Below are 21,761 nucleotides of genomic sequence, written 5' to 3' on the forward strand. Positions count from 1 at the left end.
GAGCGGCGTTGGGACAGCAGCAGGGGGCGGCGGTCGTCGCCCGTGGACTCCGGGTCGGCTACGGGCGGACGCCGGTGTGCGCACCGGTCGACGTCGCGGTCGCACCGGGCGAGGTGCTCGCCGTGGTCGGGGCGAACGGCAGCGGCAAGTCGACGGTGCTGCGGACCGTCCTCGGCCGCCTCGAGCCGCTCGGCGGCACCGTCGAGGTGCTGGGGCGTCCCGTCGACGAGCGCGAGCGCGGCTTCCGGGCGCGCGTCGCGGGCGTCGGGGACGACGACGCGTACTTCCCGGGCCTGAGCGTGCGCGAGCACCTGGTGCTGCTCGCCCGGGGCCACGGCGTGGCCGGGGCCGGCCGCGTCGTCGACGAGACGATCGCGATGCTCGGCATGGGGCCGCGTGCCGACGCCGCCCCGACGGAGCTGTCCTCGGGCCAGCGCCGGCGCCTGCTGCTCGCGACGGCGTTCGTGCGCCCGCGCGACGTGCTCGTGCTCGACGAGCCGGAGCAGCGGCTCGACCCGGGCACGCGGCGGCTCGTCGCCGACCTGCTCGCGGCGGAGGCGGCGCACGGCGTCGCCGTGGTCCTCGCCACGCACGACCCCGAGGTCGCGACCCGCGCCGGCGCGCGCGGACTGCTCGTGGGCGACGACGCCTGCACCGACGTCGCGCGCGACGCGCTCGGTGACGTGCTCGCCGCGGTGCGATGAGCGCCCCCGCCGGCGCGCGGCCGCGCACCGACCCGGACGAGCAGCTCACGGGCCGCGAGCTGCGCCGCCTCACCGCGCGCGTCGCGGCGTCGCACGCCGGCCGCGGCGCCGTCCAGGTCGTCACGGACGTCGCCTACGTCGTGGTCTCCGTCCTGCTGGCCGCCGGCCTCGTCCTCGGGGTCGTCTCGGCCGTGGGCGACGCGGTCGCACTGGACCAGGGGTGGACGGTCGGAGGGTCGGAGGGTGCCTGGCGGGGCGACGGGACGCCGCCGTCGGCGGGGCTCCTGCACGCCCTCCTCGCGCTCGTCGTCGTGGCGCTCGTCGGCTCCGCGGCGGCCCGGCTCGGACCGGCCGGGGTCGGGACGGCGGGCGTCCACTGGTGGGTCCCCACGCCGGCGGACCGCCGGGGACTGCTCCTGCCGTCCGTCGCGGCCGGAGCCGGTGCGGGAGCGCTCGCCGGAGGCGTCGGCACCGCGCTCGCGGGCCTCGCCGCCGGGGCGGACGCGAGCTCCGTGCTGCTCGGCGCGCTGCTCGGCACCGCCGCGGGGGCCGTCGTCGTCGCCGTCGCCGGGCTGCTCCAGCCCCGCCCGCTCGGGGCGCGCACCGTGGGGGCCGTGAGCGACGTGCTGGTCGCCGCCGTCCCCGTGCTGGGCGTCGTGCTCGTCGGGTCCGGCGCCGTCCTCCCTCCGCTCGGCACCTGGCCGGCCGCCGCGACCGCCGCCGCGGCGGGGCTCGGGACGGCAGCGGTCGGCCTGGTGGCGCTGTGGGCCGCGCGCGTCGACAGGCTCCCCCTGCCCGCCCTGCTGGGCCGCAGCGGCGCGGTCGACCGGCTGTCGGCCGCGCTGCTCTCCGTGGACTCGCGCGACCTGGGCCGTGCGCTCGGCGCGAGCGCGCGGCCGGTCCGCCCGCGCCGCGCGCACGCCTTCCGGCTCGTGCGCGGCCCGCGGAGCGCTCTCGTCGCGGCGGACGCGGTGCTGCTCGCACGCACGCCGTCGTCGTGGGCCCAGCTCGTGGGGCTGGCCGCGCTCCTCGTGCTCGCGCACGACGTGCCGGCGCTCGCGGCAGGGCCGGGGCTGGCGCTGACCGTCCTCGCGGTCGGCGCGCGCGCGGCACGGCTCGGAGCGGCCGGCGCGGGCGCGGCGGAGATGGTCCCCGCGCTCGACGCGTCCTTGCCGCTCTCCGCGCGAGCCGTCCGGGCGGCGCGGACGGTCCTGCCGGCGCTCACCGGGGCAGGGTGCGTCGCCGTCGGTCTCGTCCCGCTCGCGCTCGCCACCGGCTCGGCCCGGTGGGTGGCGCTCGGCGCGCTCGTCGGCGTGGGGTGCGGAGCGGGCGCGCTGCGCGGGATGCTGCGTCCCGAGCCCGACTGGTCCGGCCCGCTGCTCGCGACGCCCGCGGGCGCGGTCCCGGTCGACGCTGCGGCCGTGGCGCGACAGGGGCCCGACCTCGTTCTGCTCACGGCCGTGCCGTTCGCCGTCGCCGCGCTCCTGGGCGTGGCCGTGCCGGCCGTCGTGGCGGCCCAGGCCGTCGCGGCCCTGGTGGCGTGCGCCGTGGCGGCGCGACCGCCCCGTCGCCGCTGACGCCGGCCGCGGGGTGCGGGTCGTCCGCCTGGTAAGATCGATGCGCCGTCTGGACGGCCGCGGACCCAGAGAGCCCGGGATCACCGACCCGGCGCGCCGCGCAACGAACCCATGAAGGAGAGCCGTGCCGCTCGACACTGCCACGAAGCAGCGCATCATCACCGAGTACGCGACCAGCGAGGGCGACACCGGCTCGCCCGAGGTCCAGATCGCGCTGCTCTCGCAGCGCATCCGGGACCTGACCGAGCACCTCAAGGAGCACAAGCACGACCACCACAGCCGTCGTGGCCTGCTCCTGCTCGTCGGCCAGCGTCGCCGTCTCCTCGGCTACCTGCAGAAGGTCGACATCAACCGCTACCGCAGCCTCATCGAGCGCATCGGTCTGCGCCGCTGACACCCCGCCGCCAGCCCGGTCCCTGCAGGGGCCGGGCTGGTCTGGTGTGATGTACCCGTAAGACACCCACCGCGCCGCCGGCCCCTCGTTCGGTCCTCGGTAGTGGCCCACGGACCCGTGCCCGTCACGGTCCGCCGTGGACCTCGATCGAAGACCGCCGAGCGTCGAGCGCGACCGGTGCCCGGCACGCGAACGCGCGCGGGCACGGTCCGGAACCCCTCGACAGGGCTACCGGGCGGCGCTTCGAGAAAGGGAGGGCACCCGTGGAGGGTCCCGAGATCCAGTTCGCCGAGGCGACGATCGACAACGGTCGCTTCGGCACCCGCACCGTCCGGTTCGAGACCGGGCGCCTCGCCCGTCAGGCCGCCGGCTCCGTCGCCGCGTACCTCGACGACGAGACGATGCTCCTGTCGGCCACCACGGCCGGCAAGCACCCGAAGGAGCAGTTCGACTTCTTCCCGCTGACGGTGGACGTCGAGGAGCGCATGTACGCCGCGGGCCGCATCCCCGGCTCGTTCTTCCGTCGCGAGGGCCGTCCCTCGACGGACGCGATCCTCGCGTGCCGCCTCATCGACCGCCCGCTGCGCCCGCTCTTCGTCAAGGGCCTGCGCAACGAGGTCCAGGTCGTCATCACCGTCCTCGCCATCCACCCGGACGACGCGTACGACACGCTCGCGATCAACGCCGCCTCGGCGTCGACGCAGATCTCCGGCCTGCCCTTCTCGGGCCCGGTCGGCGCGGTGCGCATCGCGCTCGTGGACGGCCAGTGGGTCGCGTTCCCCAAGTACTCCGACAAGGAGCGCGCGGTCTTCGACATGGTCGTGGCCGGCCGTGTCGTGGGTGACGACGTGGCCATCGCGATGATCGAGGCCGAGGCCACGGACGACGCGTGGGGCCTGGTCAAGGACGAGGGCGCGACCGCCCCGACCGAGGAGGTCGTCGCCGAGGGCATCGAGGCGGCCAAGCCGTTCATCAAGGTCCTGTGCGACGCGCAGGCGGCCCTCGCGGCCCAGTCCGCCAAGCAGGTCCAGGAGTTCCCGGTCTTCCTGGACTACCAGGACGACGCGTTCGCCGCCGTCGAGGCCGAGGTCACGGCGGACCTGCGCGACGCGCTCGCGATCGCGGACAAGCAGGAGCGCGAGAACCGTCTCGACGAGATCAAGAACGAGATGGTCGGCAAGCTCCAGGCCGGCTTCGACGGTCGCGAGAAGGAGCTCTCGGCGGCCTACCGCTCGCTCCAGAAGAAGCTCGTGCGCCAGCGCGTCCTCACGGAGGGCGTGCGCATCGACGGCCGTGGCCTCGCGGACATCCGCACGCTCTCGGCCGAGGTCGAGGTGCTCCCGCGCGTGCACGGCTCCGCGCTGTTCGAGCGAGGCGAGACCCAGATCATGGGCGTCACCACGCTGAACATGCTCCGCATGGAGCAGCAGATCGACTCGCTCGGTCCGGAGACGCGCAAGCGGTACATGCACAACTACAACTTCCCGCCCTACTCGACCGGCGAGACCGGCCGCGTGGGCAGCCCGAAGCGCCGCGAGATCGGCCACGGTGCGCTCGCCGAGCGTGCGCTCGTGCCGGTGCTGCCGAGCCGCGAGGAGTTCCCCTACGCGATCCGCCAGGTGTCCGAGGCCCTCGGCTCCAACGGCTCGACGTCCATGGGCTCCGTGTGCGCCTCGACGCTGTCGCTGCTCAACGCGGGCGTGCCGCTGCGCGCACCCGTCGCGGGCATCGCGATGGGCCTCATCTCCGACACGGTGAGCACAGCCGACGGTGACGAAACTCGTTATGCGGCGCTCACCGACATCCTCGGAGCGGAGGACGCGTTCGGCGACATGGACTTCAAGGTCGCCGGCACGCGCGAGTTCGTCACGGCCATCCAGCTCGACACGAAGCTCGACGGCATCCCCGCGTCGGTCCTCGCCGGCGCGCTGACGCAGGCGCGCGACGCGCGCCTGACGATCCTCGACGTCATCGCCGAGGCCATCGACGTGCCCGACGAGATGTCCCCGAACGCCCCGCGCGTCATCTCCGTGAAGGTGCCGGTCGACAAGATCGGCGAGGTCATCGGCCCCAAGGGCAAGATGATCAACCAGATCCAGGAGGAGACGGGCGCGGACATCTCCATCGAGGACGACGGCACCGTCTACATCGGCGCCACCGACGGCCCGTCCGCCGAGGCCGCGCGCGCGGCGATCAACGCGATCGCCAACCCGCACGTGCCGGAGGTCGGCGAGCGCTTCGTCGGCACGGTCGTCAAGACGACGTCGTTCGGTGCGTTCGTCTCGCTCTCCCCGGGCAAGGACGGTCTGCTGCACATCAGCCAGATCCGCAAGCTCGTGGGCGGCAAGCGCGTCGAGAACGTCGAGGACGTCCTGTCCGTCGGCCAGAAGGTCCAGGTCGAGATCGGCGAGATCGACCCGCGCGGCAAGCTGTCGCTGCACGCGGTCGTCGAGGACGGCGCGGAGGACTCCGAGGGTGCGGCGGCGGACGCCGCCGCGACGGAGCCGGCCGAGGCCTGACGTGACCTGGCACCTCCCGCTCGTCCCCGCCGGCGAGCCCGGTGCCGAGCTGACCGCCGGGCAGGCCGGTGCGACGATCCGTCGCAGCGTCCTGCCCGGCGGGGTCCGCGTGCTCACCGAGACCATGCCGGGCCTGCGCTCGGCCACGATGGGCGCGTGGGTCGGCGTCGGCTCGCGCGACGAGACCGACGGGCACTTCGGCTCCACGCACTTCCTCGAGCACCTGCTGTTCAAGGGCACGGCGCGCCGATCGGCGATGGACATCGCCGAGGCGTTCGACGCCGTCGGCGGCGAGGCCAACGCCGCGACCGGCAAGGAGCACACGTGCTACTACGCGCGCGTGCTCGACACCGACCTGCCCATGGCGGTGGACGTCATCACGGACATGGTGACGTCCGCGCGTCTCGACCCCGCGGAGCTCGAGACGGAGCGCGGCGTCATCCTCGAAGAGCTCGCGATGAACGACGACGACCCGTCGGACGTCGTGCACGAGGAGTTCGCCGCCGCCGTGCTCGCGGGGCACCCGCTCGGGCGCCCCATCGGAGGCACCCCCGACACCATCACCGCCGTCCCGCGCGACGCCGTCTGGGAGCACTACCAGTGGCACTACCGGCCGGAGACGCTCGTCGTCGCCGCCGCGGGCGGCGTCGACCACGACGCGCTCGTGGACCAGGTCGAGCGCGCGCTGCGCGACGGCGGCTGGTCGCTCGACGCGTCCGCCGCGCCCCGTGCCCGGCGCGACCCGCGCGACCCCGCGCTCGAGGGCGTGGGGTCGGTCGGCGTCGAGCTCACCGTCCGCCGTGCGGTCGAGCAGGCGAACGTCATCATCGGCGGCACCGGCCTCGCGGCCACGGACGAGCGGCGCTTCGTCCTGTCCGTCCTCAGCGCGGCGCTGGGCGGCGGCATGAGCTCGCGCCTGTTCCAGGAGATCCGCGAGCGGCGCGGGCTCGCGTACTCGACGTACTCGTTCGCGTCCGGGCACGGCGGGACCGGCACGTTCGGCCTCTACGCCGGCTGCGCGCCGTCGAAGGTCGACGAGGTCACCGCGCTGCTGCACGGCGAGCTCGACCGCCTCGCGGACGACGGCATCACGCAGGCCGAGCTCGACCGCAGCATCGGCCAGCTCGCGGGCGGTCTGGTCCTCGGTCTCGAGGACTCCGGCTCCCGCATGAGCCGGCTCGGCAAGGCCGAGCTCGTCTACGGCGAGCTGCTGAGCCTCGAGGAGTCCCTGACGGCGATCCGCGAGGTCACCGCGGACGACGTCCGCAAGCTCGCGGGCGAGCTCGCGTCGCGCCCGCGCTCGGTGGTCCGCGTCGGACCCTTCGGCGACTGATCCGCCGGACCCCGCACGACGGCCGCCCCCGGTTCCCCCGGGAGGTGGCCGTCGTCGTCCGCGGGAGGGTGACGGGCGTCCTGGCGACGGACGTCCCGTTAGGCTGGCGCCCGTGACCTCGCACGACGACGCCTCGCCGACCACCGCCGTCCCGACCACCGACGCTCGCGGGGAGTACGCCGCGCAGCCCGCCGCGGCGGGCGCCGTGACGCCGGTCCGCGTGGCCGTGCTCGGCGCCGCCGGGCGCATGGGGTCGACCGTCTGCGCGGCGGTCGACGACGCCGCGGACCTCGAGCTCGTGGCCCGTCTCGACGCGGGCGACGAGGTGTCCGCGGAGACGCTCGGTGGCGCGGACGTCGCCGTCGACTTCACCGTGCCGGGCGCGACCGAGGCCAACGTCCATGCGCTCATCGACGCGGGCGTCCACGCCGTCGTCGGCACCACCGGCTGGACGGACGCCAGCCGCGGGCGCGTCGCCGACCACCTCGCGCGCGCGGCGGACCAGGGGCGTCCGGGACTCGGGGTGCTCATCGCCCCGAACTTCGGCCTGTCGGCCGTGCTCGCGATGACGTTCGCCGCCAAGGCCGCCCGTTACTTCGAGTCGGCCGAGGTCATCGAGCTGCACCACCCCGACAAGGTGGACGCGCCGTCGGGCACCGCCCGGCACACCGCCGCCGCGGTCGCCGCGGCACGGGCCGAGGCCGGGCTCGCGCCCGCGCCCGACGCGACCGAGACCGGCTGGGAGGCGCGCGGCGCGGACGTCGACGGCGTGCGGGTCCACGCGGTGCGGCTGCGCGGCCTCGTCGCGCACGAGGAGATCCTCTTCGGGAACCCGGGGGAGCAGCTCGTCATCCGTCAGGACTCCTTCGACCGGGTGTCGTTCATGCCGGGCGTGCTGCTCGCCGTGCGTGAGGTCGGCTCGCGGCCCGGCCTGACGGTCGGGCTCGAGAACGTCCTGGACCTCGCGTGAGCGGAGCGGACGGCCCGGAGCGCGACGCGCGCCGGGACCGCTCGGGCGGCTCCCGCCGCCCGAGCAGGGGCCTCGTCGGCGCGCTGCTCGTCACGGCGCTGCTCGCGCTGTACGTGTGGCAGATCGCCGGGCGTGCGTTCGCCCTGATGGGCACGGGCGAGCCCGTGGCCGTCGGCATCGGGGTCGCGGTGCTCGTCGTGCCGCTCCTCGTGATCGGTCTCGTCGTGCGCGAGCTGCGTCTCGCGACGACGGTCCAGCGCATGGCCGACGAGCTCGCGGCCGCGGGGCGCCTCCCGGTGGACGACCTGCCCCGTTCGCCGGGCGGGCGGATCGACCGGGACGCGGCCGACGCCGCGTTCGTTGCCCAGCGCGCCGCGGTGGAGGAGGACCCGCAGAGCTGGGAGGCGTGGTACCACCTCGCGTTCGCGTACGACGCCGCGCGCGACCGCCGGCGGGCGCGCGAGTCCGTGCGCCGCGCCGCCGCGTTCTACCGCTCCGCCGGCCACGGCGGCTGACCGGTCAGATCTGCGCGGTCCACCGGTGCTCGACGACGTCGCGCACCCCGGTCGCGAGCGTGCGGGCCCGGCCGTCGGGCCCGAGCCCCGCACCCCCGAGGAACGCCTCGCGCGCCGTGTCGCCGTCGAGGACCCAGGTGACGACCTCCTGAGCCCCGTCCCGGCGCAGCCGGTCGACGGCGGCGGCGAGCAGGCGCGACCCGTGCCCGCCGCGCTGGTGACGTGGGTCGACCTCGAGGGCGAGCACCTGCCCGGGCGACACCGCCGCGAAGCCCACGACGTCCGCTCCCGCGCACGCGACGAGGACGGCGAAGCCGGGGCCGGGCGGGGAGGAGATCGCGGCCGCCCACTGCTCGCGCATGCGGACGCCGTCGAGGGCGTCGAGCACGTCGGCGCCGAGCGTGCCGTCGTGCGCGACGCGCCACGCCCGCACCTGGATCGCCGTCATCGCGACGTCGTCACCGGGCACGGCCGGCCGCACCGAGACGTCGGCGGTCTCGCGGAAGAGGCTCACGTCGTTCACCCTACGTCCCTCGGGACGCCGGGTGGCACGGTGCGCAGGGACGGCCGGTGGACGGCCCGACGACCGTGGGCTCAGCCCCACCCGAGCGCACGCAGCCCGGCGGCCGTGACCGCGGCGAGCAGCACCACGACGACGAACGGCGCCCGCAGCGCGAGCGCGAGAGCGGCGACGGCGACGGCGGGCAGGCGCGCGTCGACGGTCAGCGCCCGGCCGTCGCCGACGGCCTGCACCGTGACCAGCGCGGCGAGGAGGGCGGCGGTCACGAGCGCGGCGGTGCGCGAGACGCGCTCGTCCGCGAGCCAGTGCTCGGGGACGAGGTGACCGGCCAGCTTCAGCACGAAGCAGACCGCGGACGCGGCGAGCACGACGAACCAGACGGTGGCGGGGGACATCAGGGCTCCTCCTGTGCGGTGCGCGACCGGCGGCGGGCGTCGACCTGCCCGACGACGATCGCGGCCGCGGCCGCGGCGAGCACCGGGACGCCGGGCGGCGCCACGGGGATGAGGGCGGCCGAGACGACGACCGCGGCGGCCGCCGCGGCCTGCACGGCGCGCGTCGCGAGACGCGGCCACAGCAGCGCCAGGAACGCCGCGGCGGCGGCCGCGTCGAGCCCCCACGAGCGCGGGTCGCCGAGGGCGTCACCGGCGAGCGCACCGACGAGGGTCATGAGGTTCCACAGCACGAAGACGCCGACGCCCGTGACCCAGAACCCGGCGCGGGCGGCTCGCCGCGAGCGCTGCGCCGTCGCGACCGCGGCCGACTCGTCGATCGTCAGCTGCGCGGCCGCGACCTTCTGCCACGCGCGCAGGGCCAGGAGGGGCCCGAGCTGGGCGCCGTACAGGGCGTTGCGCGCGCCCAGCAGACCGGCGGTGGCGACCGCGGCACCGGCGGTGCCCCCGGACCCCACGATCCCGACGAGCGCGAACTGCGACCCGCCCGAGAACATCAGCAGGCTCAGGGCGCTCGTCTGCGCGACGTCGAGACCGGCCACGACGGACAGCGCCCCGAAGGACACGCCGTACAGGCCCGTCGCGACGGAGACGGAGACGGCCTGGCGGACCGCCGCGCGGGTCTCGGCCTCGACCGCGGTCCCGGCCGCCTCGGCCGCCTGGTCGGCGAGGTCGCGCGCGGGAGCGGGACGCGTCGGGCCGTCGTCTCGAGGCGCGTGGGCGGGCACGGGCACGGTCGTCACTCCGTCACAGGGGTGGCGCGGCCCTGTCGTGACCGTCCGCGCCGGGGAGCGTCAGGCTACCAACGCGCCTCACAGCGCGACGTACACCGTCTCCTGGAACTCCTCGAGGCCCGCCTCGCCGCCCTCGCGGCCGAGCCCGGACTGCTTCACGCCCCCGAAGGGCGCGCTCGCGTCGGACACCATGCCGCGGTTGATGCCGATCATGCCCGCCTCGATCTCCTCCGAGACGCGCACGGCCCGGTCGAGCGACCTCGTGTACGCGTAGGCGGCGAGCCCGTACTCGGTCGCGTTCGCCAGCTCGACGCCTTCGTCGTCGTCGCCGAACGCGACCACGGGCGCCACCGGCCCGAAGATCTCCTCGGTGACGACGCGCGCGTCGGGGTCGACGCCGGACAGCACGGTGGGGGCGTAGAAGTGACCGACGTCGCGCACGCGCTCGGCGCCGGTGAGCACCTGGGCACCGCCGTCGACGGCGGCGTCGACGAGCTCGGCGACGCCGTCCACGGCCTTCGCCTCGATGAGCGGGCCGACGCGGACGCCGTCCTCGAAGCCCGGGCCCACGCGCAGCTCGGAGAAGGCGGCGGCGAGCCGCTGCGCGAACTCCCGCGCGACGCCGTCCTGGACGAGGAAGCGGTTCGCCGCGACGCAGCTCTGCCCGGCGTTGCGGAGCTTGGCGACGACGGCGCCCTCGACCGCCGCGTCGAGGTCCGCGTCGTCGAACACGACGAACGGGGCGTTGCCGCCGAGCTCCATCGACGTGCGCAGCACCTGCTGGGCGGCTCCCTCGAGGAGCGTCCGGCCGACCGGCGTCGACCCCGTGAAGGACAGCTTGCGCAGGCGCGGGTCCGCCAGGAGCGGCTCGCTGACCTGCGACGCCCGCGAGGACGGGACGACGTTCACCACGCCGGTCGGCAGGCCGCGCTCGGCCAGCTCGGAGCGGATGACCTCGGCGACGAGCGACGTGGTGAGCGGGGTCAGGCGCGCCGGCTTGATCACCACCGGGCACCCGGCGGCGAGCGCCGGCCCGATCTTGCGGGTCGCCATCGCGATGGGGAAGTTCCAGGGCGTGATGAGGAGCGCCGGACCGACGGGGCGCCGGTGGACGAGCTGGCGGTTCCCGCCCGCGGGCGCCGTGCGCACGAGCCCGTCGGCACGCACCGCCTGCTCCGCGTACCAGCGCAGGAAGTCGGCCCCGTACAGCACCTCGGCGCGCGCCTCGGCGAGCGGCTTGCCGCCTTCGGCCGTGATGAGCGCCGCGACGTCGTCGGCGCGCGCGACGAGGCGCTCGTGCACCGCGCGCAGCACCTCTGCGCGCTCCCTCGGCGGCGTGGCACGCCACGCCGGGGCCGCGCGGTGCGCGGCGTCGAGGGCCCGCAGCGCGTCCTCGCGTCCGCCGTCGGCGACGTCGAACAGCGACTCCTCGGTCGCCGGGTCCTCCACCTCGAACGTGGCACCGCCCTCGGCCGGTCCCCAGTGGCCGTCGACGAGCAGCCCCGTGGGGACGTGCGCGACGAGCGCGGGGGACAGGTGCGACGCGGCGGCAGGGCGAGACATGCTCCGAGTATCGCCCTGGGCGGTCAGCGGTCGCACGCGGGCCGGGCGTCGTCCGCACCGCTCGGGCGGGGACCGGCGGCACGGTAGTTTGTGCACATGGTCCTTCCCGCGACGCCTGCGCGGCCCTTCGGCGCCGTCCTCACCGCCATGGTCACGCCCATGAGGCCCGACGGTGCGGTGGACCTCGCGGCGGCGGCCCGTCTCGCGAGGCGGCTGGTGGACGACGGCAACGACGGCCTCGTGCTCAGCGGCACGACGGGCGAGTCGCCGACGACGCACGCCCCCGAGAAGGCGGACCTCGTGCGTGCCGTGGTCGACGCCGTCGGGGACCGCGCAGCAGTGGTCGCCGGGGCCGGCTCGAACGACACCGAGCACGCCATCCGCATGGCGGTCCAGGCGGCCGAGGCGGGGGCGGACGGGCTCCTCGTCGTGTCCCCGTACTACTCGCGCCCCAGCCCGGAGGGCCTGTACCGGCACTTCGCCGCGGTGGCGGACGCGACGCCGCTGCCGGTCATGCTGTACGACGTGCCGGCCCGGACGGGCGTGCGGATCGCCCCCTCGACCTACGAACGCATCGCCGCGCACGAGCGCGTCGTCGCCACCAAGGACGCGACGGGCGACGTCTACGCCGCGGCGCGGCTCGCCGCCTCGTCAGGCCTCGCCGTCTACAGCGGCGACGACGGCCTGCTCCTGCCGTTCCTCGCGCACGGCGGCGCGGGCGTCGTGTCGGTGGCCGCGCACGTGGTCGGCGGCCGGTTCGCCGAGGTCGTGCGCCGCTTCGACGCCGGCGACCACGCGGGCGCGCTCGAGACCTTCCTCACCACCACGCCCGTGATCGACGCCGTCAACGGCACCGGGTTCCAGGCCGTCATGGCCAAGGCCGCCGTCGAGCTGCTCGGCGTCACGGACAACCGGCACCTGCGCCTGCCCAACGTCGCGGCGACCGACGAGGAGTCCGCGCGCGTGCGCGACGCGCTCGTCGTCGCCGGCCTGCTCCCCGCCGCGGCACCGGCCGCGCACCCGGCGCCGTAGCGCGCCCCCCACGACACCGTCCCATCGGCTCAGCCACGACAGGAGGCCCCGTGAGCCACCCCCATCCCGAACTCTCCCTGCCGCCCGCCCTCCCCGCCGGAGGGCTGCGCGTCGTCGCCCTCGGCGGTCTGGGCGAGGTCGGCCGCAACATGGCCGTCCTCGAGTACGACGGCCGCCTGCTCGTCATCGACTGCGGCGTGCTGTTCCCCGAGGACAACCAGCCGGGCGTCGACCTGATCCTGCCGGACTTCGACTACATCAAGGACCGCCTCGACGACATCGAGGCGATCGTCCTCACCCACGGCCACGAGGACCACATCGGTGCCGTGCCGTACCTGCTGCGGCTGCGTCGCGACATCCCGCTCGTCGGCTCCCAGCTCACGCTCGCGTTCGTCGAGGCGAAGCTCAAGGAGCACCGCATCTCGCCGGTCACGCTCGCGGTCAAGGAGGGGCAGGTCGAGCAGCTCGGCGTGTTCGGGTGCGAGTTCGTCGCGGTCAACCACTCCATCCCGGACGCGCTGGCCGTCGCCGTGACCACGGGCGCCGGCACGGTGCTGCACACGGGCGACTTCAAGATGGACCAGCTGCCGCTCGACGGGCGCATCACCGACCTGCGCGCGTTCGCGCGCCTCGGCGAGCAGGGCGTGGACCTGTTCATGGTCGACTCGACCAACGCCGAGGTGCCCGGCTTCGTCACGCCCGAGGTCGAGATCGGCCCGGTCCTCGACAACGTGTTCGCCGCGTCCGAGAAGCGCATCATCGTCGCGTCCTTCTCCTCGCACGTCCACCGCGTGCAGCAGGTGCTCAACGCCGCGCACCACCACGGCCGCCGCGTCGCGCTCGTGGGCCGCTCGATGGTGCGCAACATGTCGATCGCCGCCGAGCTCGGGTACCTCCACGTCCCCGAGGGCGTGCTCATCGACCTCAAGAAGGTCGACTCGCTGCGCGACGACGAGACCGTCCTCATGTGCACGGGCTCGCAGGGCGAGCCCATGGCGGCGCTGTCCCGCATGGCGAACGGCGACCACCAGGTCCAGGTCGGTCACGGCGACACCGTGATCCTCGCGTCCTCGCTCATCCCGGGCAACGAGAACGCCGTCTTCCGCATCATCAACGGGCTCACGCGCCTCGGCGCGCGCGTCGTGCACGGCGGCAACGCCAAGGTGCACGTCTCGGGTCACGCGAGCGCGGGCGAGCTCCTGTACTGCTACAACGTGCTCCGGCCGAAGAACGTCATGCCGGTCCACGGCGAGGTGCGCCACCTCGTCGCCAACGGGGCGCTCGCGGTCCGCACCGGCGTGCCCGCCGACCGCGTCGTCCTCGCGGAGGACGGTGTGGTCGTCGACCTCGTCGACGGCAGGGCGTCCGTCGTGGGCGCGGTCCCGTGCGGGTACGTCTACGTCGACGGCTCGAGCGTCGGGGAGATCACCGACGCCGAGCTCAAGGACCGCCGCATCCTCGGCGAGGAGGGGTTCGTCTCGGTGTTCGCCGTGGTGGACTCCGCGACCGGCAAGGTGCTCGCGGGCCCCCAGATCCTCGCGCGCGGCTTCGCCGAGGACGACGCGGTGTTCGAGGGCATCCGCCCCGACGTCGTGCGCGCCCTCGAGGACGCGATCGCGGGCGGGGCGACCGACACGCACCAGCTCCAGCAGGTGATGCGCCGCGTGATCGGCCGCTGGGTGTCCAACCGGCTGCGCCGCCGTCCGATGATCGTCCCCGTCGTGGTCGAGGCGTAGATCCGACGGTGTCGCAGCACGACGCCTACCAGGTCCAGCCCTCGCACCAGCCGCCCGCCTACGGACAGCCGCCCGCCTACAGGCAGTACGCGCCGCCCGGTGCCGGGTACGGCGGCGCGGCCCGGCCGTGGGACGGGCCCGGACCGGCCCTGTCGGTGCCCAGCGGTCTCGCGACCGCGACCGTCGTCCTCGCCGTCGCGGTGACCGCCGTGCAGGTGCTGTCGTGGCTGACCTCCTTCGGCGCCGTGGAGCGGTACACGCAGGCGGCGTCGGTCGGCGTCCCGAGCGCTGAGGTCTTCACGGCGTACGACACCGTCGCGACGCTCCTCCTGCTGGTCCAGCTCGCGGCGGGGGTGGTCACGTGCGTGTGGCTGTGGTCCAGCCGCAGCATCGCCGAGGCCGTGGCGCCGGAGCGCGGCCACGCGCGCAGCAGGGTGTGGGTCTGGCTGGGGTGGATCGTCCCGGTCGTCTCGCTGTGGTTCCCGTACCAGGTCGTGCGCGACGTGCGCGCGGCGACCGTGGCGTCGCCGCGCCCGGGCCTCGGGTGGTGGTGGACCGGGTGGCTCGTGTTCGGCGTCGCCACGAACGTCGCCGCGCAGGTGGCGAGCTCCGGGCCCGCAGCCTCCCCGGAGGTCTACAGCGTGCTGCCCGTCGCCGAGTCGGTCGGGACGGCCGCCGTCGTGCTCGCGCTCGTGCTCTGGGCCCGCATCGTCCGCGAGGTCACCGCGGGTCAGCGCGCCGTGCTCACCACGTCGCCGCGCTGACCAGACCGCGGCCGACGGCGCGGGTCGTCGCGGCGTAGCGTGCGGCCCGCTCGTCCTCGTCGCCGGGGACGAGGCCGGCGAGCTCGAGCGACACGAGACCGTGCACGAGCCCCCACAGGCCGAGCGCGAGGTCCTGCGCGACGGCCGGCGTGCTCCCGGGTGCGGTCGCCGGCAGCACGCGCAGGACCGCGTCGCGCAGGGTGAGGAACGTGGCCCGCTCGACGGCGTCCTGCGCCTCGTGGGCCGGGCGCACGCCCCGGCCGAACATGACCGCGTAGAAGTGCGGGTCCGCGAGCGCGAAGGCGCGGTACGCGTCGGCGAGCCCGCCGAGGTCCGCCGCGGCGTCGTCGGTGCGCGGCGCGGTGCCCAGGTGCGCGGCGAACCGTCGGAACCCTTCCGCCGAGACCGCGGCGACGAGGTCGTCGCGGCTGCCGAACAGCGCGTAGACCGCGGACGCGCTCGTGCCGGCCTCGCCGGCGACCGACCGGACGGTGACGGCCGGCTCGCCGCTCTGCGAGATCCTGCGCGACGTGACGTCGAGGAGCCGTTCGCGCAGGGCGGCGTCGTGCACGCGGGGTCGGGCCATGCGAGGAGTCTAGGCCGTTGACGACAGTTCGCGAACAGTGTTCTATAACAGTGTTCGCACCGCGCCGTCGTCCGGCGCCCCGTCGTCCCGTGGAGGTCCCGTGCTCGAGCTCACCGACGCCGCGCGCGTCACCGCAGGGATCGTCCTGCTCACCGTCGTCGGCATCGAGTCCGGAGGGGCCTTCCTGGTCAAGGTCGTCACCGGCCGCGTCGCCGCCACGCCGTTCCAGACGTCGTTCTTCCGTGCCGGGCACGCTCACGCGGGCGTCCTCGTGATCCTGGGGCTCGTGTGCCTGCTGCTCGCCGAGAGCACCGGGCTCACGGGCTTCTGGCGCTGGCTCGCCGCGACCGGGGTGCTCGTCGCGGCGATCCTCATGCCCGCCGGGTTCTTCCTCTCCGCGACGGGCACGGGCCGCGAGGCGCCGAACCGAGCCGTCGTGCTGCTGCCCGCCGGGGCCGTGGTCCTCGCGGCCGGTCTCGTCACCCTGGCTGTGGGCCTGCTCGCCGGCTGACGAGCGCGTCGAGCTGCTCGGCGTGCCACGCGGCGACGTACCTGCGGAGGCGGTCGTCCACGACCTCGTGCTCCGGGTCGCGGGCGGCCCGCTCGAGGGCGGCGAGGTACGCCCGGTCGGCGGCGAACCGTGCGGCGACCGCGGCCGGGCCGAGCGCAGGGCTCCCGTGGCCGGGTACCAGGACGTCGGTGCCGCGCGCGGACTCCTCCAGCCGGTCCAGCGCTGCGCGGTACGCGCCGACGGGGTCCGTGGAGGTCACGTCGACGAGCGGGACCTCCACGTCGGACAGCATGTCCCCGGCGATCAGCACGCGCTGCGCGACGAGCGCCGCGTGGCCCGGTGCGTGCGCGTCGTGCTCCACGACGCGGACCGCGGGTGTGCCGTGCCCGGACCCGCCGGGTGCGTGCCGGTGCGGCGGGAGCCACGACGTCCCCGGTGCGAGAGCCTCGAGCGCACCGACGAGCGCGGGGTCGTGCCCGGGCGCGTCGGCGTCGGCGGCCGCGCGCACCGCGTCGGCGTCGTGCGCGAGCGCCTCGACCGTCCGGGCGGTCGCCCAGCGCGGGACGACGCCGAACCCCGGGTGCCACAGCACGTGGTCCCAGTGCGCGTGCGTCGCGAACCCCGCGGCGACGCGCCATCCCCGGTCGCGCACGGTCGCGGCGAGCGCCGCCGTCTCGGCGACGCTCACGCCGGGGTCGACGAGCAGAGCGCCGCCGTCGGCGTCGACGACGAGCGTCGACGTCGTCGACCACAGCGCGGCGGTCGCCACGTGCACGCCCGGCGCGACCTCGACCAGCTCGCGCAGGGTCTGCCGCGCCTCCGGGTCGTCCGGGACCACGTCGTCCCCTCTCGTCGTCCACTCCTGCGGCGTCTTCTCCTGCACCTCCGGTCCTGCACGTCCCCGCTCGCGCGGCTCCGTCGGACGTCCGACCGGTGAAGGGCGGAACGGGGGAGGGGGGCAGACACGCGCCGGCGGGTCCGCGCCGGCGTCGTCCCTCCCGGGTAGGTTAGGACCACTATGGCGACCCGCACGCCCCCTCAGGCACGTCGGACCGCGAGCAACCGCACGGCTGCGCCCAGGACGGCGCGCGGCGGTACGCAGGCGGCCCGCGGCTCGTCGCGCGCAGGCGGTGCCCGTCCGGCGTCGTCGACCACCAAGCGGGCGCCCGCCCGCGGGCCCGCAGCGCGTCCGCCGTGGCCCGTGCGTGCCGTGCGCGGGACGTGGCTCGGCGCGGCGCACGGCGTCGGGGCGCTGACACGGACGATCGGCAAGGGAGCGAAGGACCTGGACCCCGCACACCGGCGCGACGGCGTCGCGTTCCTCCTGCTCGCCCTCGCGGTGGTCGTCGCGGCGCGCGAGTGGTGGGGCATCTCCGGCGACTTCGGCACGGCCGTGCACGGCGTCGTCGCGGGCACGTTCGGCCTGGCGGGCGTCGCCGTCCCCGTGCTCCTGCTGTGGCTCGCGGTACGGATCATGCGTCACCCCGAGCGCGCGCAGGCGAACTCGCGCGTCGCGATCGGGCTCACGCTCATCGTCGTGTCGGTCTGCTCGCTCGTCCACCTGGCGGAGGACCTGCCGGCCCCGCGCGACGGCTTCGCCGCGGTGCAGGACGCGGGCGGGATCATCGGCTACCTGGTCGCGACGCCGGTCGCCACGGGGCTCACCGAGTGGTTCGCCGTGCCGATCTTCCTCCTGCTCGGCTTCTTCGGGCTCCTCGTCGTGACGGCCACGCCCGTGCACCGCATCCCGAGCAGGCTGCAGGCGGTGTACGACACGCTCACCGGCAACCACCGCGGCGACGCGGACGACGTCGCGGACGACGCGGACGGGCTCGCGCTCGCCGAGGGCGTGTCGCGCCACGACGGCACCGAGGAGGAGACGGGCGGCCGCCGCCGCGGACGCAAGCCGCGCAAGACCAAGGCTCAGCGCGCCGCCGAGGCGGCGGAGCTGGAGCGCCCCGAGGGCGGCTTCGCGGGAGACGAGGCGTTCGAGACCGCGGCGTTCCTCGACCACGAGGACGGCGGCCCGCGTCGGCAGCGCAACCGCCGGTCCGGGGACGCCCCCGCCTCCGCGGAGCCCTCGTGGACCCCGACCACCGCCGGGCCGACCGCAGGAGCGGCCACCGGGCCGACCGAGGTCGTGCCGGCCCTCGGGGGAGGGGCGGCCCAGGACACCGCGGCCGCCGGGCTCGGTGCGGTCGCGGCCACCCCCGACGACCAGGCCGGGACCGCGCCGGTCCCCCCGCCGCCGAACACCCCCGTGCCGCGCGGCGTGCAGCCCATGCTCGAGGGCGACACGGTCTACCTCCTGCCGAACGAGGACTCGCTCGTCAAGGGCGCCCCCCACAAGGTCCGGTCCGCGGCGAACGACCGTGTGGTGGACGCCCTCACGCAGACGTTCGAGCAGTTCGAGATCGACGCGAAGGTCACGGGCTTCACGCGCGGCCCGACGGTCACGCGCTACGAGGTCGAGGTCGGCCCCAAGGTCAAGGTCGAGCGCATCACGTCGCTGTCGAACAACATCGCGTACGCCGTGGCGAGCGCGGACGTGCGCATCCTCGCGCCCATCCCCGGCAAGTCCGCGATCGGCATCGAGATCCCGAACACCGACCGTGAGACGGTCGTGCTCGGCGACGTTCTGCGCTCGTCGGCGGCACGCCGCACCGAGCACCCGATGGTGATGGGCGTCGGCAAGGACGTCGAGGGCGGCTACGTCGTCGCGAACCTCGCCAAGATGCCGCACATCCTCGTCGCGGGCGCCACCGGCGCGGGAAAGTCCAGCTTCATCAACTCGATGATCACGTCGATCCTCATGCGGTCCACGCCGGAGCAGGTGCGGCTCGTGCTCGTCGACCCCAAGCGCGTCGAGCTGACGATCTACGAGGGCATCCCGCACCTCATCACGCCGATCATCACGAACCCGAAGAAGGCCGCCGAGGCGCTCGAGTGGGTCGTGCGCGAGATGGACGCGCGCTACGACGACCTCGCGGCGTTCGGGTACAAGCACATCGACGACTTCAACGCGGCGGTGCGCTCCGGCAAGGTCAAGCCGCTGCCGGGGTCCGAGCGCAAGATCGCCACGTACCCGTACCTGCTCGTGGTCGTCGACGAGCTGGCCGACCTCATGATGGTCGCACCGCGCGACGTCGAGGCGTCGATCCAGCGCATCACGCAGCTCGCGCGCGCCGCGGGCATCCACCTCGTGCTCGCCACCCAGCGGCCGTCGGTCGACGTCGTCACAGGGCTCATCAAGGCGAACGTGCCGTCGCGGCTCGCGTTCGCGACGTCGTCGCTCGCCGACTCGCGCGTCGTGCTCGACCAGCCGGGCGCCGAGAAGCTCATCGGCCAGGGCGACGCACTCTTCCTGCCCATGGGCGCGGCCAAGCCGATGCGCGTCCAGGGCGCGTGGGTGTCGGAGTCCGAGGTGCACGCGGTCGTCGAGCACGTGAAGTCCCAGCTCAAGCCCGTGTACCGCGAGGACGTCGCGCAGGTCTCCGCGAAGAAGCAGATCGACGAGGACATCGGTGACGACCTCGACCTGCTCCTGCAGGCCGCCGAGCTCGTGGTGACCTCGCAGTTCGGCTCGACCTCGATGCTCCAGCGCAAGCTGCGGGTCGGGTTCGCCAAGGCCGGGCGCCTCATGGACCTCCTCGAGTCGCGCGAGATCGTGGGACCGTCCGAGGGGTCCAAGGCGCGCGAGGTCCTCGTGACGCCGGAGGAGCTCCCGTCCGCGCTCGCGCTCATCCGCGGCGAGCCGGCCCAGGAGGTGTTCGACGGCCAGGCCGACGCGTCCCCGGCCGCCGCCGCGCCGGCAGGCCACGGCGGCGGGCACGACTACGGCGAGGGCACGGACGGGCACATGCCCGCCGCGGCGCAGGAGTACCACGACGGCGCGGACGTCGAGTCCGGCTGGCGCTGACGACCGGCGCCCCGGGTGGCTCGTGACGAGCGCACCCGGGGTCACCCCCTAGGCTGGATGCGTGGTCACCGCCGTCCCGTCCCCATGGAACTCCGCGAACGTCGTCACCATGGTGCGGATCCTGCTCGTCCCGGTCTTCGCGTGGACGCTCCTCGTCGACGGCGGGGAGTCGGTCACGTGGCGGCTCGTCGCGACCGGGGTCTTCGCGCTCGCGGCGATGTCCGACCGCCTCGACGGCTACCTCGCCCGGCGCTACGACCTCGTCACCGACCTCGGCAAGCTGCTCGACCCGATCGCGGACAAGCTGCTCGTCGGCACGGCGCTCGTGCTCCTCGCCTGGCCGCTGGGCGAGCTCCCGTGGTGGGTCCCGGTCGTCATCCTCGCGCGCGAGCTCGGCATCACGCTCATGCGCCTGGCGGTGCTCAAGTACGCCGTGATGCCGGCGTCGCGCGGGGGCAAGCTCAAGACGGTCCTGCAGTCGGTCGCGATCACGCTCTTCCTCCTCCCGCTGTCGCACCTGCCTGGCTGGGTCGGGATCGTGGCCTGGGTCGTGCTCGCGGCGGCCGTCGTCGTCACGGTGGTGACGGGCGTCGAGTACGCCTACCAGGGGTGGCGGCTGCGCCGGCGCGCGCTGCGCGCCGAGGAGGTCACGGGGCGCACCGCGGGCGGGCCGCGCACGCCGTGACGCCGGCTGCGCGCCTGGTCGAGACCCTCGCGCGCCGCGGGTGGACGATCGGCGTGGCCGAGTCGCTCACCGGAGGCCTCGTCGCCGCGTCCCTGGTCGACGTCCCCGGGGCGTCGCGGGTCCTGCGCGGGGGCGTGGTCGCCTACGCGACGGACCTCAAGGCGTCGGTCCTCGGGGTCGACCCGGAGCTGCTCGTGCGGCGCGGCGCGGTGGATCCCGACGTCGCGGCGCAGATGGCCGCGGGCGTCGTGCGCGTCCTGCACGCCGACGTGGGCGTCGCGACCACCGGTGTCGCCGGCCCGGACCCCCAGGACGGGCACCCGCCGGGGCTGGTCCACGTCGCGGTGCGCACCCCGGAGAGCACGGCCGGGCGCACGCTCCACCTCCCGGGCGGCCGGGACGCGGTGCGGCGCGCGAGCGCGCACGCCGCGCTGGTGCTCGCCCTGCGGCTCGTGGAGGACGACGAGGACGACGAGGACGGCGGCGAGGACGGCGGTGCGGGCCCGAGCGCGTGACGCCGTCGCGCGCGTCGCGTGGAGGGTTCGTGGACACCTGCGCAGCAGGATGCTCGCACGCGCGGCACGGGAACAACCCCCCGCGCGAGGGCGTTGGACAGCACGTGATCGCCAACAGGACCGCCACCAGGCCGGTGGGACGAGTCGACGCCGCGCAGGGACGTCCCGGTCGCCGTCCCGGGAACGTGAGCGGCGCGGCGTCGGGGTACGGTAGGACGACCCCCGCCGTCGGGGGCCGCAGTAGCAGCAGCAACAGCAAGAACGGCAGTACCAGCACGAACAGCAGTTCCAGCAAGAGTTCGCGCACCCAGGTGGCAGCCCGGCCGGCTCCCGCCAGCGCACAGGACACGGAAGGGGGTCGCCAGATGATTGTTCTTCGACGAGAGATCGGGGACGTGCTGCGAGACGCTCGCCAGCGTCAGGGGCGCACCCTGCGAGAGGTGTCCTCCGCCGCACGCGTCTCGCTCGGATACCTCAGCGAGGTCGAGCGCGGTCAGAAGGAAGCGTCGTCCGAGCTCCTCGGCTCAATCTGCGAGGCGCTCGACGTCCCGATGTCCCTGGTGCTGCGCGAGGTCAGCGACCGGGTCGCCGTGGCCGAGGGCCTGCTCATCCCGGACACGATCCCCGCGGACTTCGCGACGGCCGTGCTCGGGCGTCAGAACCCCGAGGGGACGACGCGGCGCGAGGACCTGCAGCCGGTCGGCTGACGCGGGTCGTCGCCCGACGCCGGTG

General features: G+C 75.1%; 21 protein-coding genes. 15 read left to right on the forward strand and 6 right to left on the reverse strand.

Annotated features, from left to right (window positions below; all coding sequences use genetic code 11):
- The first annotated feature begins 8 nt into the window (after positions 1-8).
- The 7 genes from ACFTZA_RS02770 to ACFTZA_RS02800 all read left to right on the forward strand — a co-directional run bounded on the left by ACFTZA_RS02770 (position 9) and on the right by ACFTZA_RS02800 (position 8,012).
- Positions 9-704, forward strand: a complete 696-nt coding sequence (locus ACFTZA_RS02770; RefSeq protein WP_378190495.1) for an ATP-binding cassette domain-containing protein — start codon at positions 9-11, stop codon at positions 702-704.
- Positions 701-2,281, forward strand: coding sequence for a DUF6297 family protein (locus ACFTZA_RS02775; RefSeq protein ID WP_378190497.1), 1,581 nt, complete (start codon positions 701-703; stop codon positions 2,279-2,281). Before ACFTZA_RS02770 ends, ACFTZA_RS02775 begins: the two co-directional genes overlap by 4 nt.
- 124 nt (positions 2,282-2,405) lie before the next feature.
- Positions 2,406-2,675, forward strand: a complete 270-nt coding sequence (gene rpsO, locus ACFTZA_RS02780) for a 30S ribosomal protein S15 (RefSeq protein ID WP_075829509.1) — start codon at positions 2,406-2,408, stop codon at positions 2,673-2,675.
- Between the two features lie 263 nt (positions 2,676-2,938).
- On the forward strand, positions 2,939-5,194 hold the full coding sequence (locus tag ACFTZA_RS02785; RefSeq protein WP_378190499.1) for a polyribonucleotide nucleotidyltransferase: 2,256 nt from the start codon (positions 2,939-2,941) through the stop codon (positions 5,192-5,194).
- A 1-nt stretch (position 5,195) separates the two neighbouring features.
- A complete protein-coding gene (locus ACFTZA_RS02790) occupies positions 5,196-6,527 on the forward strand; it encodes a M16 family metallopeptidase (RefSeq protein WP_378190502.1) in 1,332 nt (443 codons plus the stop codon).
- 205 nt (positions 6,528-6,732) lie between these two features.
- Positions 6,733-7,497 carry a 4-hydroxy-tetrahydrodipicolinate reductase gene (gene dapB / locus ACFTZA_RS02795; protein ID WP_378190774.1) on the forward strand — a complete coding sequence of 255 codons (765 nt, stop codon included), beginning with the start codon at positions 6,733-6,735 and terminating at the stop codon, positions 7,495-7,497.
- A complete protein-coding gene (locus ACFTZA_RS02800; protein WP_378190504.1) occupies positions 7,494-8,012 on the forward strand; it encodes a hypothetical protein in 519 nt (172 codons plus the stop codon). Before dapB ends, ACFTZA_RS02800 begins: the two co-directional genes overlap by 4 nt.
- Positions 8,013-8,016: 4 nt before the next feature.
- Here ACFTZA_RS02800 and ACFTZA_RS02805 read toward each other — a convergent pair whose 3' ends face one another.
- The 4 genes from ACFTZA_RS02805 to ACFTZA_RS02820 all read right to left on the reverse strand — a co-directional run bounded on the left by ACFTZA_RS02805 (position 8,017) and on the right by ACFTZA_RS02820 (position 11,281).
- The gene (locus ACFTZA_RS02805; protein WP_378190507.1) at positions 8,017-8,526 is read right to left on the reverse strand and encodes a GNAT family N-acetyltransferase; all 510 of its coding nucleotides are present in this window, start codon (positions 8,524-8,526) and stop codon (positions 8,017-8,019) included.
- An 80-nt stretch (positions 8,527-8,606) separates the two neighbouring features.
- On the reverse strand, positions 8,607-8,927 hold the full coding sequence (locus ACFTZA_RS02810) for an AzlD domain-containing protein (protein WP_378190509.1): 321 nt from the start codon (positions 8,925-8,927) through the stop codon (positions 8,607-8,609).
- A complete protein-coding gene (locus tag ACFTZA_RS02815) occupies positions 8,927-9,718 on the reverse strand; it encodes an AzlC family ABC transporter permease (RefSeq protein WP_378190511.1) in 792 nt (263 codons plus the stop codon). The genes ACFTZA_RS02810 and ACFTZA_RS02815 overlap by 1 nt, the downstream gene beginning before the upstream one ends.
- 78 nt (positions 9,719-9,796) lie before the next feature.
- Complete coding sequence (locus ACFTZA_RS02820) at positions 9,797-11,281, reverse strand: NAD-dependent succinate-semialdehyde dehydrogenase (protein ID WP_378190513.1); 1,485 nt, start codon at positions 11,279-11,281, stop codon at positions 9,797-9,799.
- Between the two features lie 96 nt (positions 11,282-11,377).
- Between ACFTZA_RS02820 and dapA the strand changes: the two genes are divergently transcribed.
- From dapA to ACFTZA_RS02835, 3 genes are read left to right on the forward strand one after another with little or no spacing between them, the layout of a single operon-like run.
- Positions 11,378-12,313, forward strand: coding sequence for a 4-hydroxy-tetrahydrodipicolinate synthase (dapA, locus tag ACFTZA_RS02825; protein ID WP_378190515.1), 936 nt, complete (start codon positions 11,378-11,380; stop codon positions 12,311-12,313).
- A gap of 50 nt (positions 12,314-12,363) precedes the next feature.
- Positions 12,364-14,049 (forward strand): ribonuclease J, encoded by a 1,686-nt coding sequence (locus ACFTZA_RS02830; protein WP_378190517.1) that lies wholly within the window; start codon positions 12,364-12,366, stop codon positions 14,047-14,049.
- An 8-nt stretch (positions 14,050-14,057) separates the two neighbouring features.
- Positions 14,058-14,813 (forward strand): DUF4328 domain-containing protein, encoded by a 756-nt coding sequence (locus ACFTZA_RS02835; protein WP_378190519.1) that lies wholly within the window; start codon positions 14,058-14,060, stop codon positions 14,811-14,813.
- On the opposite strand, the gene ACFTZA_RS02840 is transcribed toward ACFTZA_RS02835, so the two are convergent.
- A complete protein-coding gene (locus ACFTZA_RS02840; protein ID WP_378190521.1) occupies positions 14,794-15,399 on the reverse strand; it encodes a TetR/AcrR family transcriptional regulator in 606 nt (201 codons plus the stop codon). The genes ACFTZA_RS02835 and ACFTZA_RS02840 overlap by 20 nt on opposite strands.
- 100 nt (positions 15,400-15,499) lie before the next feature.
- Between ACFTZA_RS02840 and ACFTZA_RS02845 the strand changes: the two genes are divergently transcribed.
- Positions 15,500-15,910 (forward strand): hypothetical protein, encoded by a 411-nt coding sequence (locus tag ACFTZA_RS02845; RefSeq protein ID WP_378190523.1) that lies wholly within the window; start codon positions 15,500-15,502, stop codon positions 15,908-15,910.
- Here the strand turns inward: ACFTZA_RS02845 and ACFTZA_RS02850 are convergent.
- Positions 15,879-16,793 carry an MBL fold metallo-hydrolase gene (locus ACFTZA_RS02850; protein WP_378190525.1) on the reverse strand — a complete coding sequence of 305 codons (915 nt, stop codon included), beginning with the start codon at positions 16,791-16,793 and terminating at the stop codon, positions 15,879-15,881. The two genes, ACFTZA_RS02845 and ACFTZA_RS02850, sit on opposite strands and share 32 nt — an antisense overlap.
- 318 nt (positions 16,794-17,111) lie before the next feature.
- On the opposite strand from ACFTZA_RS02850, the gene ACFTZA_RS02855 reads away from it, so the two are divergent.
- The 4 genes from ACFTZA_RS02855 (at position 17,112) to ACFTZA_RS02870 (ending at position 21,736) form a co-directional block, all read left to right on the forward strand.
- A complete protein-coding gene (locus tag ACFTZA_RS02855) occupies positions 17,112-19,829 on the forward strand; it encodes a DNA translocase FtsK 4TM domain-containing protein (RefSeq protein WP_378190527.1) in 2,718 nt (905 codons plus the stop codon).
- Positions 19,830-19,890: 61 nt separating this feature from the next.
- On the forward strand, positions 19,891-20,514 hold the full coding sequence (gene pgsA / locus ACFTZA_RS02860) for a CDP-diacylglycerol--glycerol-3-phosphate 3-phosphatidyltransferase (protein WP_378190529.1): 624 nt from the start codon (positions 19,891-19,893) through the stop codon (positions 20,512-20,514).
- Complete coding sequence (locus ACFTZA_RS02865) at positions 20,511-21,029, forward strand: CinA family protein (RefSeq protein WP_378190531.1); 519 nt, start codon at positions 20,511-20,513, stop codon at positions 21,027-21,029. Before pgsA ends, ACFTZA_RS02865 begins: the two co-directional genes overlap by 4 nt.
- 365 nt (positions 21,030-21,394) lie before the next feature.
- Positions 21,395-21,736: a helix-turn-helix domain-containing protein gene (locus tag ACFTZA_RS02870; protein WP_378190533.1), complete on the forward strand. Its 342-nt coding sequence runs from the start codon at positions 21,395-21,397 to the stop codon at positions 21,734-21,736.
- Positions 21,737-21,761: the final 25 nt, after the last annotated feature.

This window comes from Cellulosimicrobium sp. NPDC057127, from assembly GCF_042670945.1.
GTDB lineage: Bacteria > Actinomycetota > Actinomycetes > Actinomycetales > Cellulomonadaceae > Cellulosimicrobium.